Annotated in this window: 19 protein-coding genes; 13 read left to right on the forward strand and 6 right to left on the reverse strand. The window is 37.0% G+C overall.

Translation table 11 applies throughout. The features are described 5' to 3' along the window. Positions 1-7: 7 nt before the first annotated feature. From NDQ75_RS09335 to NDQ75_RS09370, 8 genes are all read left to right on the forward strand, one after another. Positions 8-1,474, forward strand: coding sequence for a RagB/SusD family nutrient uptake outer membrane protein (locus NDQ75_RS09335; protein ID WP_202027208.1), 1,467 nt, complete (start codon positions 8-10; stop codon positions 1,472-1,474). Between the two features lie 425 nt (positions 1,475-1,899). Further along, positions 1,900-2,820 carry a hypothetical protein gene (locus NDQ75_RS09340; RefSeq protein WP_202027209.1) on the forward strand — a complete coding sequence of 307 codons (921 nt, stop codon included), beginning with the start codon at positions 1,900-1,902 and terminating at the stop codon, positions 2,818-2,820. Next, the gene (locus NDQ75_RS09345) at positions 2,817-3,770 is read left to right on the forward strand and encodes a hypothetical protein (protein ID WP_202027210.1); all 954 of its coding nucleotides are present in this window, start codon (positions 2,817-2,819) and stop codon (positions 3,768-3,770) included. Before NDQ75_RS09340 ends, NDQ75_RS09345 begins: the two co-directional genes overlap by 4 nt. Positions 3,771-3,774: 4 nt before the next feature. Then, entirely contained in the window at positions 3,775-5,037 is a 1,263-nt protein-coding gene (locus NDQ75_RS09350; protein ID WP_202027211.1) for a mandelate racemase/muconate lactonizing enzyme family protein, read from the forward strand. 53 nt (positions 5,038-5,090) lie between these two features. After that, complete coding sequence (locus NDQ75_RS09355) at positions 5,091-6,233, forward strand: CapA family protein (RefSeq protein WP_202027212.1); 1,143 nt, start codon at positions 5,091-5,093, stop codon at positions 6,231-6,233. Between the two features lie 19 nt (positions 6,234-6,252). Beyond that, positions 6,253-7,353: a WD40 repeat domain-containing protein gene (locus NDQ75_RS09360; protein WP_202027213.1), complete on the forward strand. Its 1,101-nt coding sequence runs from the start codon at positions 6,253-6,255 to the stop codon at positions 7,351-7,353. Between the two features lie 25 nt (positions 7,354-7,378). Next, positions 7,379-8,383, forward strand: a complete 1,005-nt coding sequence (locus NDQ75_RS09365) for a peptidyl-alpha-hydroxyglycine alpha-amidating lyase family protein (protein WP_202027214.1) — start codon at positions 7,379-7,381, stop codon at positions 8,381-8,383. 36 nt (positions 8,384-8,419) lie between these two features. Next, positions 8,420-9,853, forward strand: coding sequence for an SLC13 family permease (locus NDQ75_RS09370; RefSeq protein WP_202027215.1), 1,434 nt, complete (start codon positions 8,420-8,422; stop codon positions 9,851-9,853). 57 nt (positions 9,854-9,910) lie between these two features. On the opposite strand, the gene NDQ75_RS09375 is transcribed toward NDQ75_RS09370, so the two are convergent. After that, complete coding sequence (locus NDQ75_RS09375) at positions 9,911-12,211, reverse strand: hypothetical protein (protein ID WP_202027216.1); 2,301 nt, start codon at positions 12,209-12,211, stop codon at positions 9,911-9,913. Positions 12,212-12,565: 354 nt separating this feature from the next. On the opposite strand from NDQ75_RS09375, the gene NDQ75_RS09380 reads away from it, so the two are divergent. The 4 genes from NDQ75_RS09380 (at position 12,566) to NDQ75_RS09395 (ending at position 15,408) form a co-directional block, all read left to right on the forward strand. Further along, a complete protein-coding gene (locus NDQ75_RS09380) occupies positions 12,566-13,120 on the forward strand; it encodes a glutathione peroxidase (protein ID WP_202027217.1) in 555 nt (184 codons plus the stop codon). A gap of 5 nt (positions 13,121-13,125) precedes the next feature. Continuing rightward, positions 13,126-13,707 (forward strand): YdeI/OmpD-associated family protein, encoded by a 582-nt coding sequence (locus tag NDQ75_RS09385; protein ID WP_202027218.1) that lies wholly within the window; start codon positions 13,126-13,128, stop codon positions 13,705-13,707. Positions 13,708-13,756: 49 nt separating this feature from the next. After that, positions 13,757-13,939, forward strand: coding sequence for an adenylosuccinate synthetase (locus tag NDQ75_RS09390; RefSeq protein ID WP_202027219.1), 183 nt, complete (start codon positions 13,757-13,759; stop codon positions 13,937-13,939). Between the two features lie 128 nt (positions 13,940-14,067). Next, complete coding sequence (locus NDQ75_RS09395) at positions 14,068-15,408, forward strand: fibronectin type III domain-containing protein (RefSeq protein WP_202027220.1); 1,341 nt, start codon at positions 14,068-14,070, stop codon at positions 15,406-15,408. Between the two features lie 17 nt (positions 15,409-15,425). Here NDQ75_RS09395 and NDQ75_RS09400 read toward each other — a convergent pair whose 3' ends face one another. The 5 genes from NDQ75_RS09400 to tsaE all read right to left on the reverse strand — a co-directional run bounded on the left by NDQ75_RS09400 (position 15,426) and on the right by tsaE (position 18,385). Beyond that, positions 15,426-15,818, reverse strand: coding sequence for a DUF4258 domain-containing protein (locus NDQ75_RS09400; protein WP_202027221.1), 393 nt, complete (start codon positions 15,816-15,818; stop codon positions 15,426-15,428). Positions 15,819-15,825: 7 nt separating this feature from the next. Next, complete coding sequence (locus tag NDQ75_RS09405) at positions 15,826-17,025, reverse strand: alanine dehydrogenase (protein WP_202027222.1); 1,200 nt, start codon at positions 17,023-17,025, stop codon at positions 15,826-15,828. A gap of 42 nt (positions 17,026-17,067) precedes the next feature. Then, a complete protein-coding gene (locus NDQ75_RS09410) occupies positions 17,068-17,310 on the reverse strand; it encodes a hypothetical protein (protein WP_242513612.1) in 243 nt (80 codons plus the stop codon). Between the two features lie 365 nt (positions 17,311-17,675). Next, entirely contained in the window at positions 17,676-17,837 is a 162-nt protein-coding gene (locus tag NDQ75_RS09415; RefSeq protein WP_202027224.1) for a hypothetical protein, read from the reverse strand. Positions 17,838-17,980: 143 nt separating this feature from the next. Beyond that, positions 17,981-18,385 carry a tRNA (adenosine(37)-N6)-threonylcarbamoyltransferase complex ATPase subunit type 1 TsaE gene (tsaE, locus tag NDQ75_RS09420; RefSeq protein ID WP_202027225.1) on the reverse strand — a complete coding sequence of 135 codons (405 nt, stop codon included), beginning with the start codon at positions 18,383-18,385 and terminating at the stop codon, positions 17,981-17,983. A 474-nt stretch (positions 18,386-18,859) separates the two neighbouring features. Here tsaE and NDQ75_RS09425 point away from each other — a divergent pair, with 474 nt between their 5' ends. Further along, the gene (locus NDQ75_RS09425) at positions 18,860-19,741 is read left to right on the forward strand and encodes a hypothetical protein (protein ID WP_202027226.1); all 882 of its coding nucleotides are present in this window, start codon (positions 18,860-18,862) and stop codon (positions 19,739-19,741) included. The last annotated feature ends 46 nt before the right edge of the window (positions 19,742-19,787 follow it).

A 19,787-nucleotide genomic window follows, 5' to 3' on the forward strand; every position in this document is an offset into this window, starting at 1 on the left:
TAGCAAAATGAAACTCAATATAAAAATATATATAGCATTAGTGGCAATAAGCATTGTTTCTTGTGATACATTGGAGCAGGAACCTATTAGTGTAATTGCCAGTGAAAACTTTTTTCAAAATGAAGAACAGGTAAACGCCGCATTGAGCGCCACTTACGATGTTTTACAATCCGGTGCAATAGGTAGAGATTTTAAAGCTTCAGCCACTGCGGCAAGCGATGAAAGTACTACAAGTAGTTCCGGAGGTAATAACAACAGGGCAAACGATCATGCAATTAATGCAGACCATGGTCCTGCAAGGGATTTATGGCGTGCTTTGTACCAAGGAATCCATCGAACAAATGATATCATTGAAAATCTACCAAATATTAGCGATCCTGCTTTAGATCTTGATAATCGCAGGGAGCAATACATGGGAGAAGCTCGGTTTTTAAGAGGATTCTTTTATTGGAATTTATTGAAATGGTACGGACCCGTACCTGTAATACTGAATACAACTCAATCTTCAGACCCTGCGGTTCTAAATGTAGAAAGGACTCCCTTACCACAAGTCTATGAGCAAGTAATTGAAGATTTGGAATACGGTGAACAGTTTTTACCAACGCAATATGCAAGTGAAGTTTTTACACGCGGAAGAGCGACTAAAGGAGCTGCTCAAGCGGTATTGTCTAAAGTATTCCTGCGCAGAGCGTACACTGATTTTGCCGATGGAGGCGATTTTCAAGCATCGGCAGATTATGCAAAGAAAGTAATAGATAACTCGGGACTGTACAGATTGGTTCCAGCGGATAACTATTTTACGATGTTTGAAGCGGGAGCGGGAAATACTAGCGAATCTATTTTTGAAATTCAAACGGAAACCATCGAGATAAACAGTAGCGATGATTTGTACAGGGAGTTTGAAGCTAGTGAAAATGGACCAAGAGCCCGTGCTCGGATAGTACCTAACCAAAAGCTAATTGATGCTTTTAACACTTTCCCTGGGGATATTCGAAAAGATGCCGTTTTAAAACCCATGGATCCAGAGCAAAATGCTGGTTTTAGTTTCTACATTAACAAACATAATGTTGGTGAAGGGCAATTAATTCCGAATTTAGTTTTAATACGCCTAGCAGACATTATGCTTGTGCGTGCCGAGGCCTTGAATGCACTGAACCAAACGGCGGATGCTATTGCTTTGCTGAATACGGTAAGAAACCGTGCACAGATTCCGCCCACTACGGCCACTTCCCCTGCAGATATTTTTCAAGCCATTCAAGATGAAAGATTTGTAGAATTGGCTTTTGAAGGACACAGATGGCACGACTTGTCCCGTTTCCCTGCCAACAATTACGAATGGGCGCGCATGGAATATGCAGAAACCGAAGAAAGGAGCCAAATGAGTGAAGACGAAACGTATCAATTACTTTGGCCAATTAACAACAGGGAATTGGACGTAAACGATAAGCTCGAACAAAACCCCGGTTACAACTAAGAAATTAGAAATGTCTATTAGCAATTCCGAAAGGTTTTGCTAATAAAACCACACTTAATTTGAATTGGTTAACAGTTGCTTTGGCAGACTGTTTAATAAGTAATGTTTAAAAAAAAAAATTCTTTTGTTACAAATGTAACTTTGTGTTTTCGCTTCTATTTACTGATTGTCAGCGTCTTATATTCAAGTTGTTATCGGTTATAAGAGTATTTATTACTTTTTAAGCAGTCTGCTTTTCAATAAATGAATTTCTTCATTTGTGAAACTCTTTTTTTGGAATTAATTTGCAACAAACCAGCATACCAAAACTGTATAATAAAATCAGTGTTAATTTTCTTGAAAACAATGAGGTAATAGTGAAGATCTATTGAATTTATTGTTTTTGTGAGAAGAATTTATGCACGATTTAATATGAAAACAATACCATGTCAGAACACATAACACACATAGCTGTTTATGAGGACTCGGTAAGGATGATCAGTAAGATGACTGGAATTCCTAAAGCCTTCAGTACAGCAGTAAAAAATCAACCAGATGCTGGACTAATATCCAGTGGAGCGAGAGGAAATCACCTTTTTGCAATTCCAATAATTGAAGAAGTTAGGGATCGCTGGGAAAACAGAAAACCTGGTGATGGTACCGAGGAAAAATTGGCAGCAGCCATTGGTTGGCTCAGTCACAGAGCGATCGATCTTCAAGTAAAACCAAACTACATTAAATCAGAAGATATTAAAGATCCTCATTTTTCAAGTTATGAAAACCAGATTTATTGCGATGCGATAACTTTCTCGAAGGTTTATAATCATGGAAAAGCAGCATCTATTTCCTCAAGGGTCGCATTCTCCGGTGCTACACTGGAAACTAATATGCAGTCTCATCCAGGAGCTACACTTTTACATCAACCGTATATCGAACATCTTTTGTGCAGTCTAACCCAACAACAATTAATCGGGATACGAAAATTTAATGAAACGGCTTCTAATATAGATGAATGGTTAGACGCTTTTCCTTCGGAATATCAAAAACTGAGTGAAAACTTGGAAGTGTATATTGAAGCGTATCAAAGTCCGGACCCAAAAAAAATGAAAAGGTACATAGACGACCTTAATTTTTATGATGATAAAGATGAAATTATTCAAATGGTTCGTGAAATACAGCAAAAAGGTTCATCAGGAATAAATGTTGAGCAAGCAGCTGAAAAAGGCCGAGCACAAAGTCATTACGCCCAAGGATTAGCTAGAAGCTATCGATTTATAAGTAGCGCCGCTGATTTTTTCAATAGGAAAATAAGCAAGGAACAAGTGTACGATCAAGTTGAAATTTTCACTAAATCCCACAGAATATGAAGCGAGTAGATAAGCAGATTTCAGAAAGCAAGTCATTTGTACAAAATAGGCGAGCATTTTTAAAAACAGGGGCAATTGCCACATCGGGAATGTTGTTACCTCGTTTTATGTGGGCTTCAGGAGCTTTTGATACTTCCGTAGTAAGTAGTTCTTCGGGAATTTATGTAACGCCAACTATTTTGTTGCATAAAACAGCTGTTTTGGTAGCAGGATCAGATTTTATAGGGAGCGACATTCAAAGGGCATTAGCCTCAGATATAAATAATTTGGCACCTGGGAATGCCTTTTTTTCAGGTTTGCACATGCCTTTTTCCCAAAAAGATAAATTGGCAGCATTACAAAGATTAAAAGAAAAGGTTACACTCGGGACAATGAGCAAACAGGAAAGCGAGCGGTTGGCTGTAATTTTAGGGGGATTGGCTGGCACAGCGGCTTTGGACGTCTTAAAAGAGGAAGGAAGTCAGGAGCAACAAATCGCGCATGATGCTGCTTTGCTAGATATTTTTTATTCCAAAGGAAAAAAAGCTTCTTCCAAAGATGATGAAGAAGTAGCTTCCTTGTTTAAGGAAATAACTCCTCGAACCTTTACACGTTTCCACACCATTAAACCTGATGAGAAGTTAGGACCAGAATGGGTGTTAAGAATGCAGTCGTATAGAGAAAGTACAGATGAATATTACAATTCGTTGGCAAAGAAATTTGTGGAATTTAATGGAAATTTAAATGCGTACCCTTCACCTTTTATTACTCCAGGCGATACTATTCTCGTAAAAGTTTCTACTCTTAGCGATATAGATGAAATTGACAGAAAAGAGGCCAATGGGTTAGTGCAAAATAATACTTCCATTGCCGGAAAAGCACTTGCCAAAAGCTATAACGCTATTATTGGAGTTAATGATTTTTGGAGAGGGGCACTAACAATCGACGAATTAGAAATGAAATTAAAATAAGTAAATGCAATCAAACAGAAGAAATTTTTTCACCACTTTAGCGGGTGGTGCCATCGGCGGAGCATTATTGCCTTCTTTTGGCATGCCCATTTCAGAGGAAGAAAATAGGCGTTATGAAAAGTTGGATAAAGTTTTAAAAGAGCCTGTTCTAAAGAAAGAGCTTTTCAGTACTCCCATAATTATAAAAGAAGTGAACCTTTTGGTGCACGAAGGGAATTTCATCTGTAAAGTACTTTCGGAGGATGGGCAAGTGGGGATTTCAGTAAGCAACAATATTAGAATGCATTACCTCTACCCAATATTAACTAAAAGGGTAGCGCCATTTTTTGTTGGAAAAGATGCTCGTGAGTTGGATAAGCTAATTGAAGAAGTTTACACCTACAAAAGCAATTATAAAATGCAGAGTTACGCGGTTTGGGTACCTGTAGCCACGGTAGAATTTGCCATTCTGGATCTTTTAGGGAGAATTGCCAATAAACCGATCACCCAATTAATCGGAGACACGCACAATAAAAAAGTAGGCGTTTATCAAGCCAATAATTTTAGAGGGAAATCTCCGGAAGAATCTTTAGAAGGAATTAAAAAGCAAGTAGAAGAAACGCAATCCAAGGCTTTAAAATTTAAAGTTGCGGGAAGGATGGGCGACAAGGATTTGCCTGAAGGTAGAAGCGAACAACTAATCCCAATGGTGAGAAAAGCTTTTGGAGACGAAATGGTTATTTATGCTGATGCCAACGGCGGTTATGATGTGAAAGAAGCGATTCGAATAGGGAAATTAATGCAAGAAAATAAATTCGATTTTTTTGAAGAACCGGTTCCATTTGATTGGTACGAAGAAACCAAACAGGTGAAGGATAAATTAAGTGTGCCAATAGCTGGTGGAGAACAGGAGGGAAGCATGCATAACTTTAGATGGTTGTTGGGAAATAACGGATTGGATATTGTACAACCCGATATATTTTATTTCGGCGGAATGATTCGATCGATGAAAGTGGCTAAAATGGCTCATGCGCTAGGAAAACCTTGCGTACCACATATATCAGGTTCGGGTCTGGGCTATTTGTACATGATGCATTTTGTTTCCGCATTACCAAATGCTGGTCCGTATCACGAGTTTAAAGGCTTTAACAATACCATTCCGTTTGAATGCAAGACGTCTGACCTAAAGGTGAAAGATGGAAAAATAGATGTTCCTACCGGACCAGGTTTGGCTATTGATATTGAACAATCGTATATTGACAAACATAAAAAAGTGACTACCTTATAAAAATGCATGATTCATGCTACTAACGAAGTAAAACTAACATAGAAAACCGATCAATGAAGTACGTATTTAAGTTGTTGCCATTCAGTGTGATTATGATGCCACTGATAATTTTTTCCCAAAGCAACAAACCATGGAATTTTAAAAGTAAATCTAAGAACACACAATCCATCATCCTTTTAGGGGATAATAATATTCAGCATCGCGAAAATCCTTCCGAAGCTTATAAATATCTTATCCCAACATTTAAAGAAACCGATTTTATATTCGTGAATTTAGAAGGCCCTTTTGCAGGAGGAACTTCAGATACCACTAAAACAGACATTCCGCATAAAAATTGGAGGTATTCCAATCCAGATCAAGTGGAAGCACTTAGTGCGGCGGGAATAGATGCGGTAGGAGTAGCCAATAACGTAACGTACCCATACCAAGCATTGATGAAAAGTTTAGGTGTGTTGGACAAAGCTGGGATAAAATATGCTGGTGGCGGAAAAAATATTAAAGAAGCACATCAACCTGTAATTATTGAGAAAAAAGGATTAAAGGTTGGGTTTATGCAATATGCGGCCACGGTGTTTCCTACAAATCATGCAGCTACAGAAAATCAGCCAGGAATTGCTCAAATAAAAGTACATACCGCTTATCAACCACCTAAAAATGTTGATAAACCTGGGCAGCCACCCATTGTTATTACTTGGATGGATGAAAATTCCAAAGCATTGATGGTAAATGATATTAAAGAGCTCCGAAAAAAAGTGGATGTGGTTATCGTATCCTATCACTGGGGCGTTTCAGATACTTACGAACCGGTATCCTACCAAAGTGACATAGGAAAAGCCGTTATCGATGCTGGTGCCGATGTTGTTTTTGGTCATGGTCCGCATCGATATCAAAAAGTGGAACTGCACCAAGGAAAACCTATTTTTCACAGTTTGGGGCAAGCAGCTTTTGATGATTTAAGAAGCAATAGATCCAGTAGATATAGAGAAGGACTAATGGTTCATATTTCGGTAGAAGACAAAAAACTGAAAGAAGTTTCTTTAGTTCCAACTTGGAGGGAGGATGATAATTTTTTGCGATTGTATGATCCAAACCAAGGAAAAGGAAAGGAATTGTTTGAGTACTTGCAATCAGTAAATGAAAGCGGCGCTCCGCTTATTGTAGAAGGTCAAGAAATTAAAGTAGAAGGAATTAAATAAAAAGTTACAAATTATTACCATGAAGAAATTAAGTATTCTTTTAACCATATTAGCCGGTATAAATCTTTTATCGGCACAACAATATTTAAATTATCAACTTAGGCTAGAGCCCGTTTGGTCTCGTGTAGCCGATGCTTTGGGAGAGCCTGGTTCTGTAGAAAGTGCTGAGTTTTCCCCTGACGGAAAATATATTGTTAGCGGTACAAAATATGATAATTCAGTAATAATGTGGCGTACTTCAGATGGTGCTGAACTCTGGAGAAACTATACCGCTGAAGAAGTGGAACGCGTTGGCTGGTCTGCCGATGGAAAATATGTAGCTGCCGCTAGTGAAGATTATTTAATTACCATTTATGAAAGTAAAACAGGTGAAGTCTTTAAAACCATAAAACTGAAGAAGGCCGTAGATGGCTTAACTTGGTCGCATAAAGGTGCTTTGCTGGCTGTGGGGGAAGAAAAAACCAAAGAAGGGGATGAACTTCAAGGATGGATTCATATTTACGATATGTCCACTGGAAAAGAAGTAAAGAAAATGGATTTTGGAAACACAGTGAACGAATTGTTTTTTACCCAAGACGATCAATATCTTTTGGCAGTGGGGCACGGTGCTGTAAAAATTTATAACGCCTCTAATTGGAAATTGGAGCAAACATTGAAACCAGAGTACCACACTATTTTTACTAGCGGTGTTTTCTCTCCAGACGCGAAATATGTATTTGCCGTTGGACAGGGAGGAACTTCAAGAGGAAACGCATACTTATGGGAATGGAAGACTGGAAAATTGGTGAAAATGTTTAACCATACTGGTAAAAAGATTGAGTCCGTTTCCTGGCATCCTGGTGGAAATTATATCGCTCACGCTGGGCATGACCCTTATATTTACGTTTATCGAGTTTTTGATATTATAAATAATGGTAACGATGCTATTCCAGTGGCACATAAAGTTTGGGCCAGCGACCATGCCGAGTATATCGATTTTAATGCTGATGGTAGCTTCTTGGTGAGTGCACACCAAAACGGACTTATAAAGCTTTGGGTTTGGATGGGCGAAGATTCATCAGTGAATTCCCGCAGACACGAATGGGTGCGAAAAAATCAAACTGACGCCGAAAACGAGTAGAAAAAAATCATTTATAACGAATTCTATGAAGCATCTCCAAACCTGTATCAAATCATTTTTTATTCTAGTGTTTTGTGTTGTTGAGGTTGGTTCGGCGCAACAAAATAATACGAGTGTCGATGTGTATGAGCTTGTTGAAAACTGGCCTAAATTTCCCAAAGGATTTTCCATTGGACAGCCTTCTGGATTGGGAATGGATAGCCAAGGAAATTTGATTGTTTTTCACCGTGCAAATGCTGTAGCTGGGGATACCACGCTCAATAAAATACAAGTAAATACACTTCTGAAAATAAATGCTGAAACCGGAGAGGTCATTAAAGAATGGGGCGCCAATCTTTTTTGCTGGCCACACGGTTTAACAGTAGATAAAGATGATAATATTTGGATAACCGATGTGCTTTTACATCAAGTTTTTAAGTTTGATGCTGAAGGAAACCTTTTGTTTACTTTAGGGGAGGAAGGTATTCCGGGAGCCGACAAAAATCATTTTAACAAACCAACGGATGTCGCTATTGCCGAAGACGGCTCATTTTATGTAGGAGATGGTTATGGAAATAGCAGAATTGTAAAATTTTCCGCTGCAGGAGATTATATCTTTGAATGGGGTGAAAAGGGTACAGGAAAAGGTCAGTTTAACACTCCACATTCCTTGGATATAGATAAAGACGGAAATGTTGTGGTTGCCGACCGTGATAACTTTCGTATTCAAATTTTTTCTGCGGAAGGTAAATTTTTAGAAGAAAAGAGAAATCTTGATGACGCACAAGTGCACGCCGTAAATGTTGACCAAAACAACAATGCTCTTTTTTCTGTTGATTACTTAAAGAAGGGGTCTCAGATTTTTGGGTCCAATATCAATAAGTTTAATAATGAATTGAAAATAGATCATCAATGGGGAAGAGATGGCGACTATAACGGACCTGTTTGCCGATATCACGATATTGAAATAGGTAGTGACGGAGCGATCTATGTGGTCGATTTATTGAATTATCATATTCAGAAATTTAAAAGAATTAATAATACCGATTAAAACTCATCAAGTAGTAATTAATCAACAACCGCCTACATGAAAACATCTAAAATAGGCCTTTTTCTAGGTCCGCTTTCGTTCGTATTATTATTTTTAATGAAAACGCCCGAAGGAATGAGCGTTGAGGCGCAAGCTGTTTTAGCTTGCACCAGTTGGATTGCTATTTGGTGGATGACAGAGGCTATTCCTATTGCAGCTACGGCGCTGTTACCACTTGTCATTTTCCCTTTAACGGGTGCAGTTTCAATGAAACTCACATCAGAAGCTTACGGACATCCGTATATTTTTCTTTTTGTAGGTGGGTTTATCATCGCAAAATCTATCGAGCGATGGAATTTACACAAACGAATAGCGCTTGGTATAATTTATATCATTGGATCTAATGTAAATTCTATTGTTTTAGGTTTTATGATTGCAACCGCTTTTTTATCCATGTGGATATCCAATACAGCTACCAGCGTCATGATGTTGCCAATTGGTTTGGCGATTATCAGCCAAGTAGAACGCTCTGGTGAGTTAACTTCGAAGCAACAGAACGTATTTGGAAAAGTGCTTATGCTCGCCATTGCATATTCAGCTTCAATTGGTGGAATTGCCACACTCATTGGAACACCACCCAATTTGGTCTTGGCAGGTATTCTTGAAGAAACATTTGCGATAGAAATTACCTTTGAGAGGTGGTTGGCCATTGGATTGCCCTTTTCAATAGTGATGCTTTTCATTTGTTGGTGGTATCTTACCCGTATTAGTTTCTCCGTGGACGGAATGAAATTGCCTGGAGGGAAAAAAGAAATTGCGGCTCAACTGAAAAAGTTAGGGAATATATCTTACGAAGAAAAAATGGTGGGAGTCGTTTTTGGAATAACGGCTTTTGCTTGGGTTACAAAATCTTTTGTACTGGAAAAGATATTTCCATCCATAAACGATACAATAATAGCGATGACAGGCGCTATAGTATTATTCCTCATTCCTAGTAAATCGAGAAAAGGAGGTTTAATTTACTGGAAAGAGGCGGTAGAATTACCGTGGGGAGTTTTAATGCTCTACGGAGGTGGTTTATCAATTGCAGCAGCATTTCAATCTAGTGGATTAGCCACTTGGATAGGTGAACAAATGAATGTGATAGAAGGGCTTTCGTTATTTCTAATGATTTTTATCATCGTAAGCTTGGTGAATTTTTTAACTGAACTTACTTCAAATTTAGCCACAACCGCAATGCTGTTGCCCATTTTGGCTTCCATGGCAGTGGCTCTGGATATAAATCCGTTTTATTTTATGGTAAGTGCAGCAATGGCAGCTTCCTGTGCATTCATGCTGCCTGTGGCCACGCCACCTAATGCAGTTGTGTTTGGTTCGGGAAAATTAAAAATGAAGGATATGATTGGCGCGGGCATTTGGATGAATATCATCTCCATTCTTATAATCAGTTTATTAATTTACTTTATACTTCCTATTTTGTGGGGCTTTTAGCTTTCTGCTATTTAATGAACTAGAAGTATTTTTTATAAGAATTTAATGCTGAAAATACTATTTCTGTACGGTTAAATTTACAGGTTGAACCATGGCACCGTTGGTGGCAACATCCCAGGCAGCGAAGCGTATCCATTTTTTCCCGGTGGCATCAAATGGAATCTCAAATCGTTTTTTACTGAAAGCTGGTAAATCCGTAGTAGAAATAATCTTTCTATCGATGCTTTCTCCATCGCCCCATACTAATTCAACAAAATCAAGAGGAAATGTCCATTCAACTTCGGCTACAATTGTTTTTGAATTGCCTGTTCCCAAGACTTCGTAATGCGGAATAAGTATTTCTCCGGAGGTTACGAAAAAGTCCCCTTTTTTTAGGGAGTTGATAATCGGACTCATATCGTCTACGGAAGGAACACTATTCAATTTTACATAACTCACAGGGGACATCCCATAGGTATCATCCTCACTTGGTTTTCCACGATCTCCCTTGTCTGACCGAGCTTCAGAAATGGCCAAAGCAAACTTCAAGGCATGTCCATTTTTTGTCATTTCGTTGTTGGTTTCGTCCCAAAGTTTTTGAAACCGATATTCTCCTAACCGTATTTCCGAAGCATCGATACCCATTCCCCAACGGTATCCCAATCCGAAATAATTTTTATGCTGAAAATGGGGCTCGTCCCAAATAGCCATTGGATATCCTGTGGATTTTTTAGTGTTGGGATGCGCCATGGAGATTAACGCATTTTCCTTTTCCGTCATCTTCATTAAATCTTCGGGTGTGCCAATATTATATACCGTTCCATAGTTGGGGTGGTTTTCAATTAATGGTTCTCCTTCCAAACGCTGAGGCCGCCAATACACCGGTTTAGATAACATTAAATCGTAGTGACCGCCCATAAAAGGACGGCGTCCATCAGTACTGTTTTCATCATTGGGCATTACCAAGAAGTTTTCATCAGACTGGCTTCTGGCGGCTTCATAATATTCGGCCAAATCTTTCAAAAACAATTCTCCTTTATCGTGTCTTCCAGGACCTCGAACCCCATCAATAATACTATAAATATCAACACCCACTTTTTTCATGGTTTCAATATCATTCACTTTTTTATCGAAACCTCCGAGCTTTTTTAAACGCTTCACAAGACCAACGTGATAATGCGACCCCATCACTTTGTATCCTTTTAGCGGTTTAAAAACATCATTGTGAGTAAAAGCTAAGGCTTTTTTTATAGCTTCCGTATGCGGTTTAGAACTTATATAAAAGAAAATTGGCATTCGTTGCCATTTATTAGGTCTTGCACTATACAATGCGAAATTGTGATAGAACTCCGGATCCTTTTCGCCATTCGCCTGACGAATTCCAAAACCGTAGGAGTTGTTCCCATTTTTTTGATACCATCCATAGCCGAGGTTTTGTTCTGACTCCCGAGCCCAATAAAAACTATGAGGCGGAGGAAACGCAGCGATACTTCCTTGGTTAAATTCAGCAGCAATTAAACGATTGTTTCCAACCACTATCTGTCTTTCATTATTTACAGTTTTTTCAATTTGATGCGTTTTCCAAACTTCTTCTAAATCGCGCCATCCAATTTGCGTTTTTGAGGTGAGCGAAAAACCATTCAGTTCTGCTTCATACTTAAAAGCGACCGAAGGCTTTTCAGTTTTAGCCACTACCATTTGCCGGATCAAATTCGAATGCTTAAAAATATCAAACTGAAGATATCCTGAGAAGAAGCCTATTTCTACTCCTTCAAAAACAATTTCCAACCGAGCTCCATTGGTGGTTACTTGGCAGGAAGTATTTTTAAATTGAAGTGTATGACTTTCAACTTCGGAAGGGTCTCTCGGCATACCCGGATGGTTTGCAAAAGGTTCTTTAGCCGGAATCGAGCCACCGTGGGAGCGTGGAGGTTCACTGGAAGTGTAGAGTGGAGCATCCCAAAAGGCATCCCATTTTATCTCATTTAATTTTTCTTCTGTTAGAGGGATTCCCAACCCCTCCAAAGGTTCGGTTTGTTGTTGGGTTACCCTACGTAAACCTGTTGTAACTTTATAATCTGAGATTACGTTGGATGCTAAAAGGATCCAATCACTATCTTTTTCTTTTATAGATAATTGGGTTATAGTGGGTGTATTTTCAACAATTTTAAATGCCATGCGAAGCTTACTGTCGTTTTCCCCAATCCAATTTATTGTAAGGGTATTATTGCTAACGGTAGCGTTTAGGCCTTCCTGGGCGGTGTAATTGTTTAAATTATACGCTGTAATCGATTGCGCATTACAAAACGAAGAAATTAGAATGGAGAAAGCCAAACAAAACTGAAAAAATAGAGATTGGTTAACTAGTGGTGTAGTCATTGTATTTAGCGGTTGGTTAGAAAGTAATTAACTACTAATTTACCTTTAATTTTAGTTTGTAGCAAGAAAACTGTTTTTAAATTTCTTCGGAAATAATAGTAAGGAATCATCGAAATAAACTTGGAAAATTGAAAGCAACTGGTAAGTGATTACCAAATAAATTTTGCTGCTTCATGATTATACAGATCGATAGGTTTGAAGTTTCTAGTTCTGTTCGAACAACGAATAAAGAACATGGAACAAATTTGTGACTCAATGACTTAACAAATCATTAATTCAACAATAGTAAATTCTCATTACCACGAAGGATTAACTGAATTGATATTTTTGTAACTTGAAAAAAAAATCTGAAAAATGAAAAATATACTTTTATGCAGCTTGTTATTGTTTTTGAACATAACATTTGCTCAAAATTCAACAGCCATGGATAACGAAACAATTTACCAATTTACAGTGGAAGATATAGCAGGGGAGACATTTCCGCTAAAAAAATTAAAAGGACAGAAAGTTATGATAGTGAATACCGCAAGTGAATGCGGACTTACTCCTCAGTATGAACAATTACAGGAACTCTACAACATGTATAAAGATGAAGGATTTGTGATTATTGGGTTTCCTGCAAATAATTTTGGCGGACAAGAACCAGGGGAGAACCAAGAGATTGCTCAATTTTGTAAAGCAAATTATGGAGTGACTTTCCCAATGATGGGCAAAATTTCTGTAAAAGGAAATGATATGCATCCACTCTACCAATTTTTAACTACTAAAAAACTTAATGGAGTGGAAGATTCGGAGGTAGCTTGGAATTTTCAAAAATATCTAATCGATGAGGAAGGACACGTTGCCAAAGTAGTTTCTCCTAGAACCCTTCCTACAGATAAGAGTGTAACGAATTGGATTGAAAACTAATTAAAATGAATCCCAAGGTCGCTTTTTTCTTTGAAAAAGATTCCCAGTGGCAAGAAGTTTATCAACAGCTACGGAAAATTATACTTGATTGTGGACTTCAAGAAGAACTTAAATGGGGTGTGCCATGCTATACCTATAAGAAAAAGAATATTGTTCTGATGCATGGGTTCAACGACTATTGTGCTTTGCTATTCCATAAAGGAGCTTTGTTGAAGGATTCTGAAAATATTTTAATTCAGCAAACGGAAAATGTACAATCAGCTAGACAGATTCGCTTTACTGGAATTAATGAGGTGAACAATTTGAAATCGCTTATTAAACAATATGTGTTTGAGGCTGTGGAAGTTGAAAAATTGGGTATAAAAGTACCCATGAAAAAAACATCTGAATTTGAGGTTCCAAATGAACTTCAAGAAAAATGGGATGCAGATAAAGACTTTAAAAAAGCTTTTGATGCTTTAACCCCGGGAAGACAACGTGGTTATCTATTGTATTTTTCAAAAGCCAAACAATCAAAAACACGCACTGACCGAATAGAGAAATGTATCCCTAAAATCTACGAAGGAAAGGGTTGGAACGAACAGTAGAAACTAGTTATCCGACCAATTCCATTCATTTAATTAAAATAAGAAAAACATGCTTTTATTACTTGCTTTTTTACAAGCACCACCAGAGGTTCCAAAGCCCGGAAATAACGATCCATTGGATTTACAATCATGGTCAGAAGTAATTATTTACATCTTATTGCCTGTACTTTTTATCATTCTATACTTTGTTTGGAGAAATCGAAAGAACAGAAACCGCAAGGGAAAAAGTTGATATTCCCGTTTTGCAGTCGTAAAATGTTAAATTTATGAATGTTAACATCTACGTTCTTCATTTTAACCGTACGTATTTAAATGAATTTGTATCCTCTTCCGAAGGAACAATTTTTAAAAACGTAATTGATGAAAAATGTAGGTGCTAAACTAAGTTGGACTTGTGTATTGTTATTCACTTTTTTATTTTCCTGTGATGATGATAGAGAAAAATTAGAAGAAATTTTAAGTGATAACGAAGCGCCAACGGAAGTGACCGGATTAAGTGCAAGTGAAATTAAAACAGAAAGCCTGCTTTTATCCTGGAACGCAGCAACTGATAATATTAAAGTCGCCAAATATGAAGTATTTCAAGATGGTGAGTCGATAGGATTTTCCAATACTACCAGTTTGGAAATTGCTGGATTACAATCCAATACCGAATATGGATTTTCTGTAAAAGCTATTGATGGCGAAGGAAATGAATCTTCTATGAGTGATATACTCACCGTTAGCACCGCAGAGGAAGAAGACACCGAAAAACCAACAGCACCAAGCAATGTTACATTTTCAAATCTCACGGCGTCATCCGTTACTATTTCTTGGTCTGCCGCAACTGATAATGAGGAGGTAGTTAATTATGAAGTATTCCAGGATGGCGTAAGTATAGGTAAGACGGAAGGCGAACTGAGTTTATCCGTTGCCGAATTAACGCCTGCAACGACCTACGAATTTTATGTTGTTGCCGAGGATATTGCTGGGAATGTTTCAGATAACAGTGAAACTATAGCAGTTACAACGGAAACAGAAGAGGACACAGAGGCTCCAACCACTCCTACAGGCCTAGAAGCAACCAATATTACAGGAACTTCCTTTACATTGTCATGGAGTGCTTCAACAGACAATAACGAGGTGGCCAATTATGAAATTTTTCAGAATAGCGTCAGCGTAGGAACTTCAACCGAACTTTCTTTTGAGGTTACAGGATTGGAGGCCGCTACCAGCTATCAATATACAGTTCAAGCCATTGATGCTTCTGGGAACACCTCTGAAATGAGTGAAATGCTAGAAGTTACCACTCTGGATGAAGAACCCACACAATCCATTCTTGAAATTATCATTGAAAGGGAAGATTTGTCTACATTACAAAGCACGTTGGAAAGCACCGGATTTAGTTCCACGTTGGAAGAAGACGGACCTTTTACGGTATTTGCTCCCAACAACAGTGCCTTTGAAGCCTACGGGACGTTACCATCAGGAATTTTACTTAATAGGTTGATAGCGAATCATGTAATAGGGGGAGATGTAGCGGCAGAAGAGTTGTTGACTTTAGGCACTGCCGAGACAGGTTTAGGTTCCACACTTACCTTTACGGAAGATGGAAATGGAGATATTATCGTTAATGGAGAAGCTAAGATTATTATCAAAAACATAAAGGCTACTAATGGAACCCTTCAAATTGTTGATGCCATTGTACCTATTGACGAGTAAGAAATAAGAATGAATTTCTATTTAATGTCTATGTCAAGAATTTCCGCTTTAAACCTACAGTTTTTTACCACTAATTCTGTAGGTTTATTGTTGATTTGACCATCGATATAATAGGTGCTGCATTTTTCTTCGGAAAGGCTTTGTGTTCTATCCACATCGCTTTTAGAGAAGTTTACTTCGCCGAAAGTAAGTAAGGAATCCAATTGTTCCTCGGAGATGGTATTATTATCCAATAATTGTTGAACAGAAGGTGAGAACTCAATTTTCTCCTGTGTTCGAATAGATTTTAGAGTTCTACAATTAGGAAGGTAGCAGAATTCAGCTCTTTTTTCCCTGAAGAAATACGCTAAAAAAATCAATCCTAAAGAAACACCCACTAGGTAGAAGCCAACTCGTTTTAATAAAGACATATAAAATTTAAAATATCAAAAGGTTTATATCTCGGTAAGACAGGTCGAACCATTCTGCAATGGCCCGGTTGGTTAAAATTCCGTGGTAAAAATAGAGTCCGTTGCGCAATCCTTTATCAAAGCGTAAGGACTGTTCTAGTCCACCATCTTCTCCAATTTTCAAAAGATAAGGCGTAAAAATATTACTCAAAGAAACCGAAGCAGTTCGGGCGTATCTCGCTGGAATATTTGGAACAGAATAATGAATTACCCCATGTTTGGTAAAAGTAGGGTTATCGTGGGTAGTTACCTCACTGGTCTCAATACAACCACCCATATCGATACTTACATCTATGATTACAGCACCTTTTTTCATGTTCTCTACCATGGTTTCCGTAACCACTACAGGAGCACGATTAATCCCTCGAACAGCACCAATAAGTACATCACAACGTTTAAGGGCTTTCAATAAATTTTTTGGCTGTAGGGTAGAGGTGTAGAGCATTCTACCCAAATTGTTTTGCATGCAGCGAAGTCGTGTAATGGAATTGTCGAAAACCTTTACACTAGCTCCAAGACCTATAGCAGATCGTGCTGCAAATTCTCCGACGGTACCGGCGCCAATAATCACAACATCCACGGGTGGTACTCCTGTTATGTTTCCAAACATGAGTCCGTTACCACTGTTGGCATTGGTCATTAATTCTGCTGCAATAAGGACCGAAGCTGTACCTGCAATTTCGCTTAATGCACGAACAGCAGGATAATTACCGTCGTCATCCTTTATGAATTCAAAGGCAAGAGCGGTTATTCGTTTGCTTGCTAGTATTTCAAAATATTTCTTACTACAGGTTTTGATCTGTAGTGCAGAAATCAAAATAGTTTGCGGATTAATAAGTTCCAACTCCTTAAAAGAAGGAGGTTCCACTTTAAGTATGATCGGACAAGAAAATACTTTTTTCGTATCTGTTGTAATTTCGGCACCCGCCTCGCTATACTCCGCATCGGTATAGTTTGCATCAATACCTGCTTTAGATTCAACAATTACACGGTGACCGTGGGCGGTAAGCGCATTAACGGCGTCTGGTGTAAGGCAAACCCTATTTTCTTGGTATGAAACCTCTTTAGGAATCCCAATAAACAATTCCCCCTTTTGCTTTAAAAGCTCCAAAGTTTCCTCTTGGGGAATAAGTTCTTGCTTTGTAAACGGCGTATTAGGATAATTCATTCCACTAACTTAAAAGTTCAAAGATAGCTAAACTATTTAAGTCTATAAGTATTTCCTGAACTTTTGATCTTTCTGACCTTTTTGCTCTTTTTCTTCGTATTCCTTTAATTCCGCATCAATTTTATCAAGATCGATACCATGAATATACTTGTCAAAAAGCTTTATTCTTATAAAATAAACCACAGGTACTACGACCATCATTACGGGAATTATGTAATAAATTTCGAACTCATCAATGTATTTTACATCGTCATTTATAACACTCAGTAACTGAAAAAAATACATGCTAAGTGGAATCAAAATTACATGGTACCACCAATGTTTACAGGTAAAAAACCAAATTGATAAAAGCAGTAAAGGAATGAATTTACTAAATAGAAACCAAGCATAGTGATATAAAGTTGGATATTTACTTGTTTCAAAAGTAATTAGTACGGTCTCCCATTTTTGTGTCCTAGGAAAGCTTTCATACAAATAAAATAGATATGGTGAAATAGCAATTATAAGAGCTATTAAAGAACCAAGACTAAGAAACCTATATCTTAGCTTTCTTTCTAAATTTTGCTTTTTTGTTTTAATGGTCAATCAGTTTTTTACTAAAACAAATCAAGTTAATTAAAATTAAAATAACAAGTTTTTCTTATTGATTTTTATCCCATTGTAGGAGGATCAACAGAATCTTTTTCAATACCTTGTTGCTCTAAATCATAAAGACTATCCTCATCGGCTACACTATTTGGTGAGCAAGAAACAAAAGAAGCAGATAATAAAGCGATAGCAAATACAGCGAAAATTAATTTTTTGAATGACATAATAGTTTGATATTTTTTGGTTTTTTGTTGAAACAAACGTACCAAAAAATAGGGTGCGGAGATGAAAAACCTTTGTCGTATATTCGTAAGTTTTTAATATACAGAAGGTTCAAGTAAAATAGTAAGTTTATAAATATACAGTTTTAAAGGATAGTCAATGTCCTTTCATCGTTTAAGTGTTTCTTTATCTCGACAACGGTACTGTTTTTGGGAAGTATTTCGTTTACTTTTTCTGGCCATTCAATTAAACACCAATGGCCGCTGTATAGGTAATCCTCCACACCAATTTGGTAGACCTCTTCCAAATCGTTAATACGATAAAAATCAAAATGGTATGCCAAACCATCTTTCAATTGATATTCATTAACTAACGAAAATGTAGGACTCGAAACTTGATCCTCGCTTCCCAACATTTTTACTATTTCTTTTATCAAGGTGGTTTTTCCTACGCCCATTTCACCCTTGAAGAGAACAGTTTTTGAAGAAGATGCCTGGATTACTTCTTTAGCAATGCTATTTAGTTCTGAGAGGCTATAGTTAAAAGTCATATTTCCTTTTGTTGGTAAAATTAACTTCTAAATGTAAATATTCCTGTTAAAAAATCTTTTGATTTCCTATTCTTTTCTGAAATCTAAAAAAGTGTTTTTTGAAAAATTCTTTTAAATGATATCTTTGAAAGGCCTTAAAGAAATTCATTGAGAAAGAAATTAGACGTAATAATAAGATCGGATTTATTTTTTATTGCTGTGATTGTGCTTGCTAGTATAATTACTTATGCACATCTATTATTTCCGTCCATACAAGAATTAGATCTACGGTTTTTCACATTTAAAATTTATGGATACGCAAGTTTAGAAGTTTACTTTCATCAATTTTTGTTGTTTTTCTCACACCTTACCTTCTACATAGTTTGGTATTTTACGTGTGAAGCCCGGTGGAAATTATTTCTATTAATACCTATTATTAATCAGTCCTATAAACTTTTCGAGCTAATTGACTTTAATTTAATGGAGAAATTTCAAATGGAAAAATTATCACTGTATGTTATTTCCGTGGTGTTTGGGGTTTTGATTTATCTTTTAGAAAAACAAATTAGATATCCTTTGAATGTCAAGCTTAGTAAGATTTCTTTATCCTCAGAATCAATTCTTTCTTATAAGTTTAAGAGTATTTTTCATTACAACAATTTCTTAGAAAAACTACAGGGATCAATTAGCAAGTTAGATACTTCGAATTCCAAAATGTTACTTTCTGAAGCAATTGAATTGACAACAGACTCAAAACCTTCGTTTCATTTAAAAATTTATAAATGGACTTGGTCTGAAATATTGATAGTTATTTATTTAATATCAATACCTCTTTTGGATAGAATCCATTTAATAGCGCCTGAAGAAAAAATATGGAATATTGGAGATTGGGTAATTTCGTCCGGATATTTTTCATCTGTTGTCATGTATCTATGGGTATTGTTTAACTTATATGGAACCACATTCATTAGTTTAAATATCTGGTTTTTATCATCGAAATATTGGTGGAAGTATTTTCTGCTAATTCCAATTGTACTTCATTTATATCAACTTTGGAACATAGTAGGTAAGGAAAGATATTTTCATGAGAATGAAATTTTTAACTCATTCCCCGTTCTGATTATGCTTGTCTCTTTTTTGATTCTTATTTCTTTAAAATGGAAAAATTATCATAGAATTGAACAAATAAAAGAGCGAATCAGATTGCTTTCCTTTGAGATAGTTCATGAACTTTCAGAAAAAGAGAAGGATAATAGTTATAAAAATGTAGAGGAAGAAATTCAAAATCTATTGGCCAATAAGGCTAGCTATAAGCCAGAAGAATATTTAATGAAATTAGAGTTTTATTACCAAAAACTGTATTCCACAAAAAAGTGATTTCCTATTCTCTTCGATATGTTCAATCATAATGTATATCGGAATG

The sequence above is a fragment of the Galbibacter mesophilus genome, assembly GCF_023721415.1.
Lineage (GTDB): Bacteria > Bacteroidota > Bacteroidia > Flavobacteriales > Flavobacteriaceae > Galbibacter > Galbibacter mesophilus.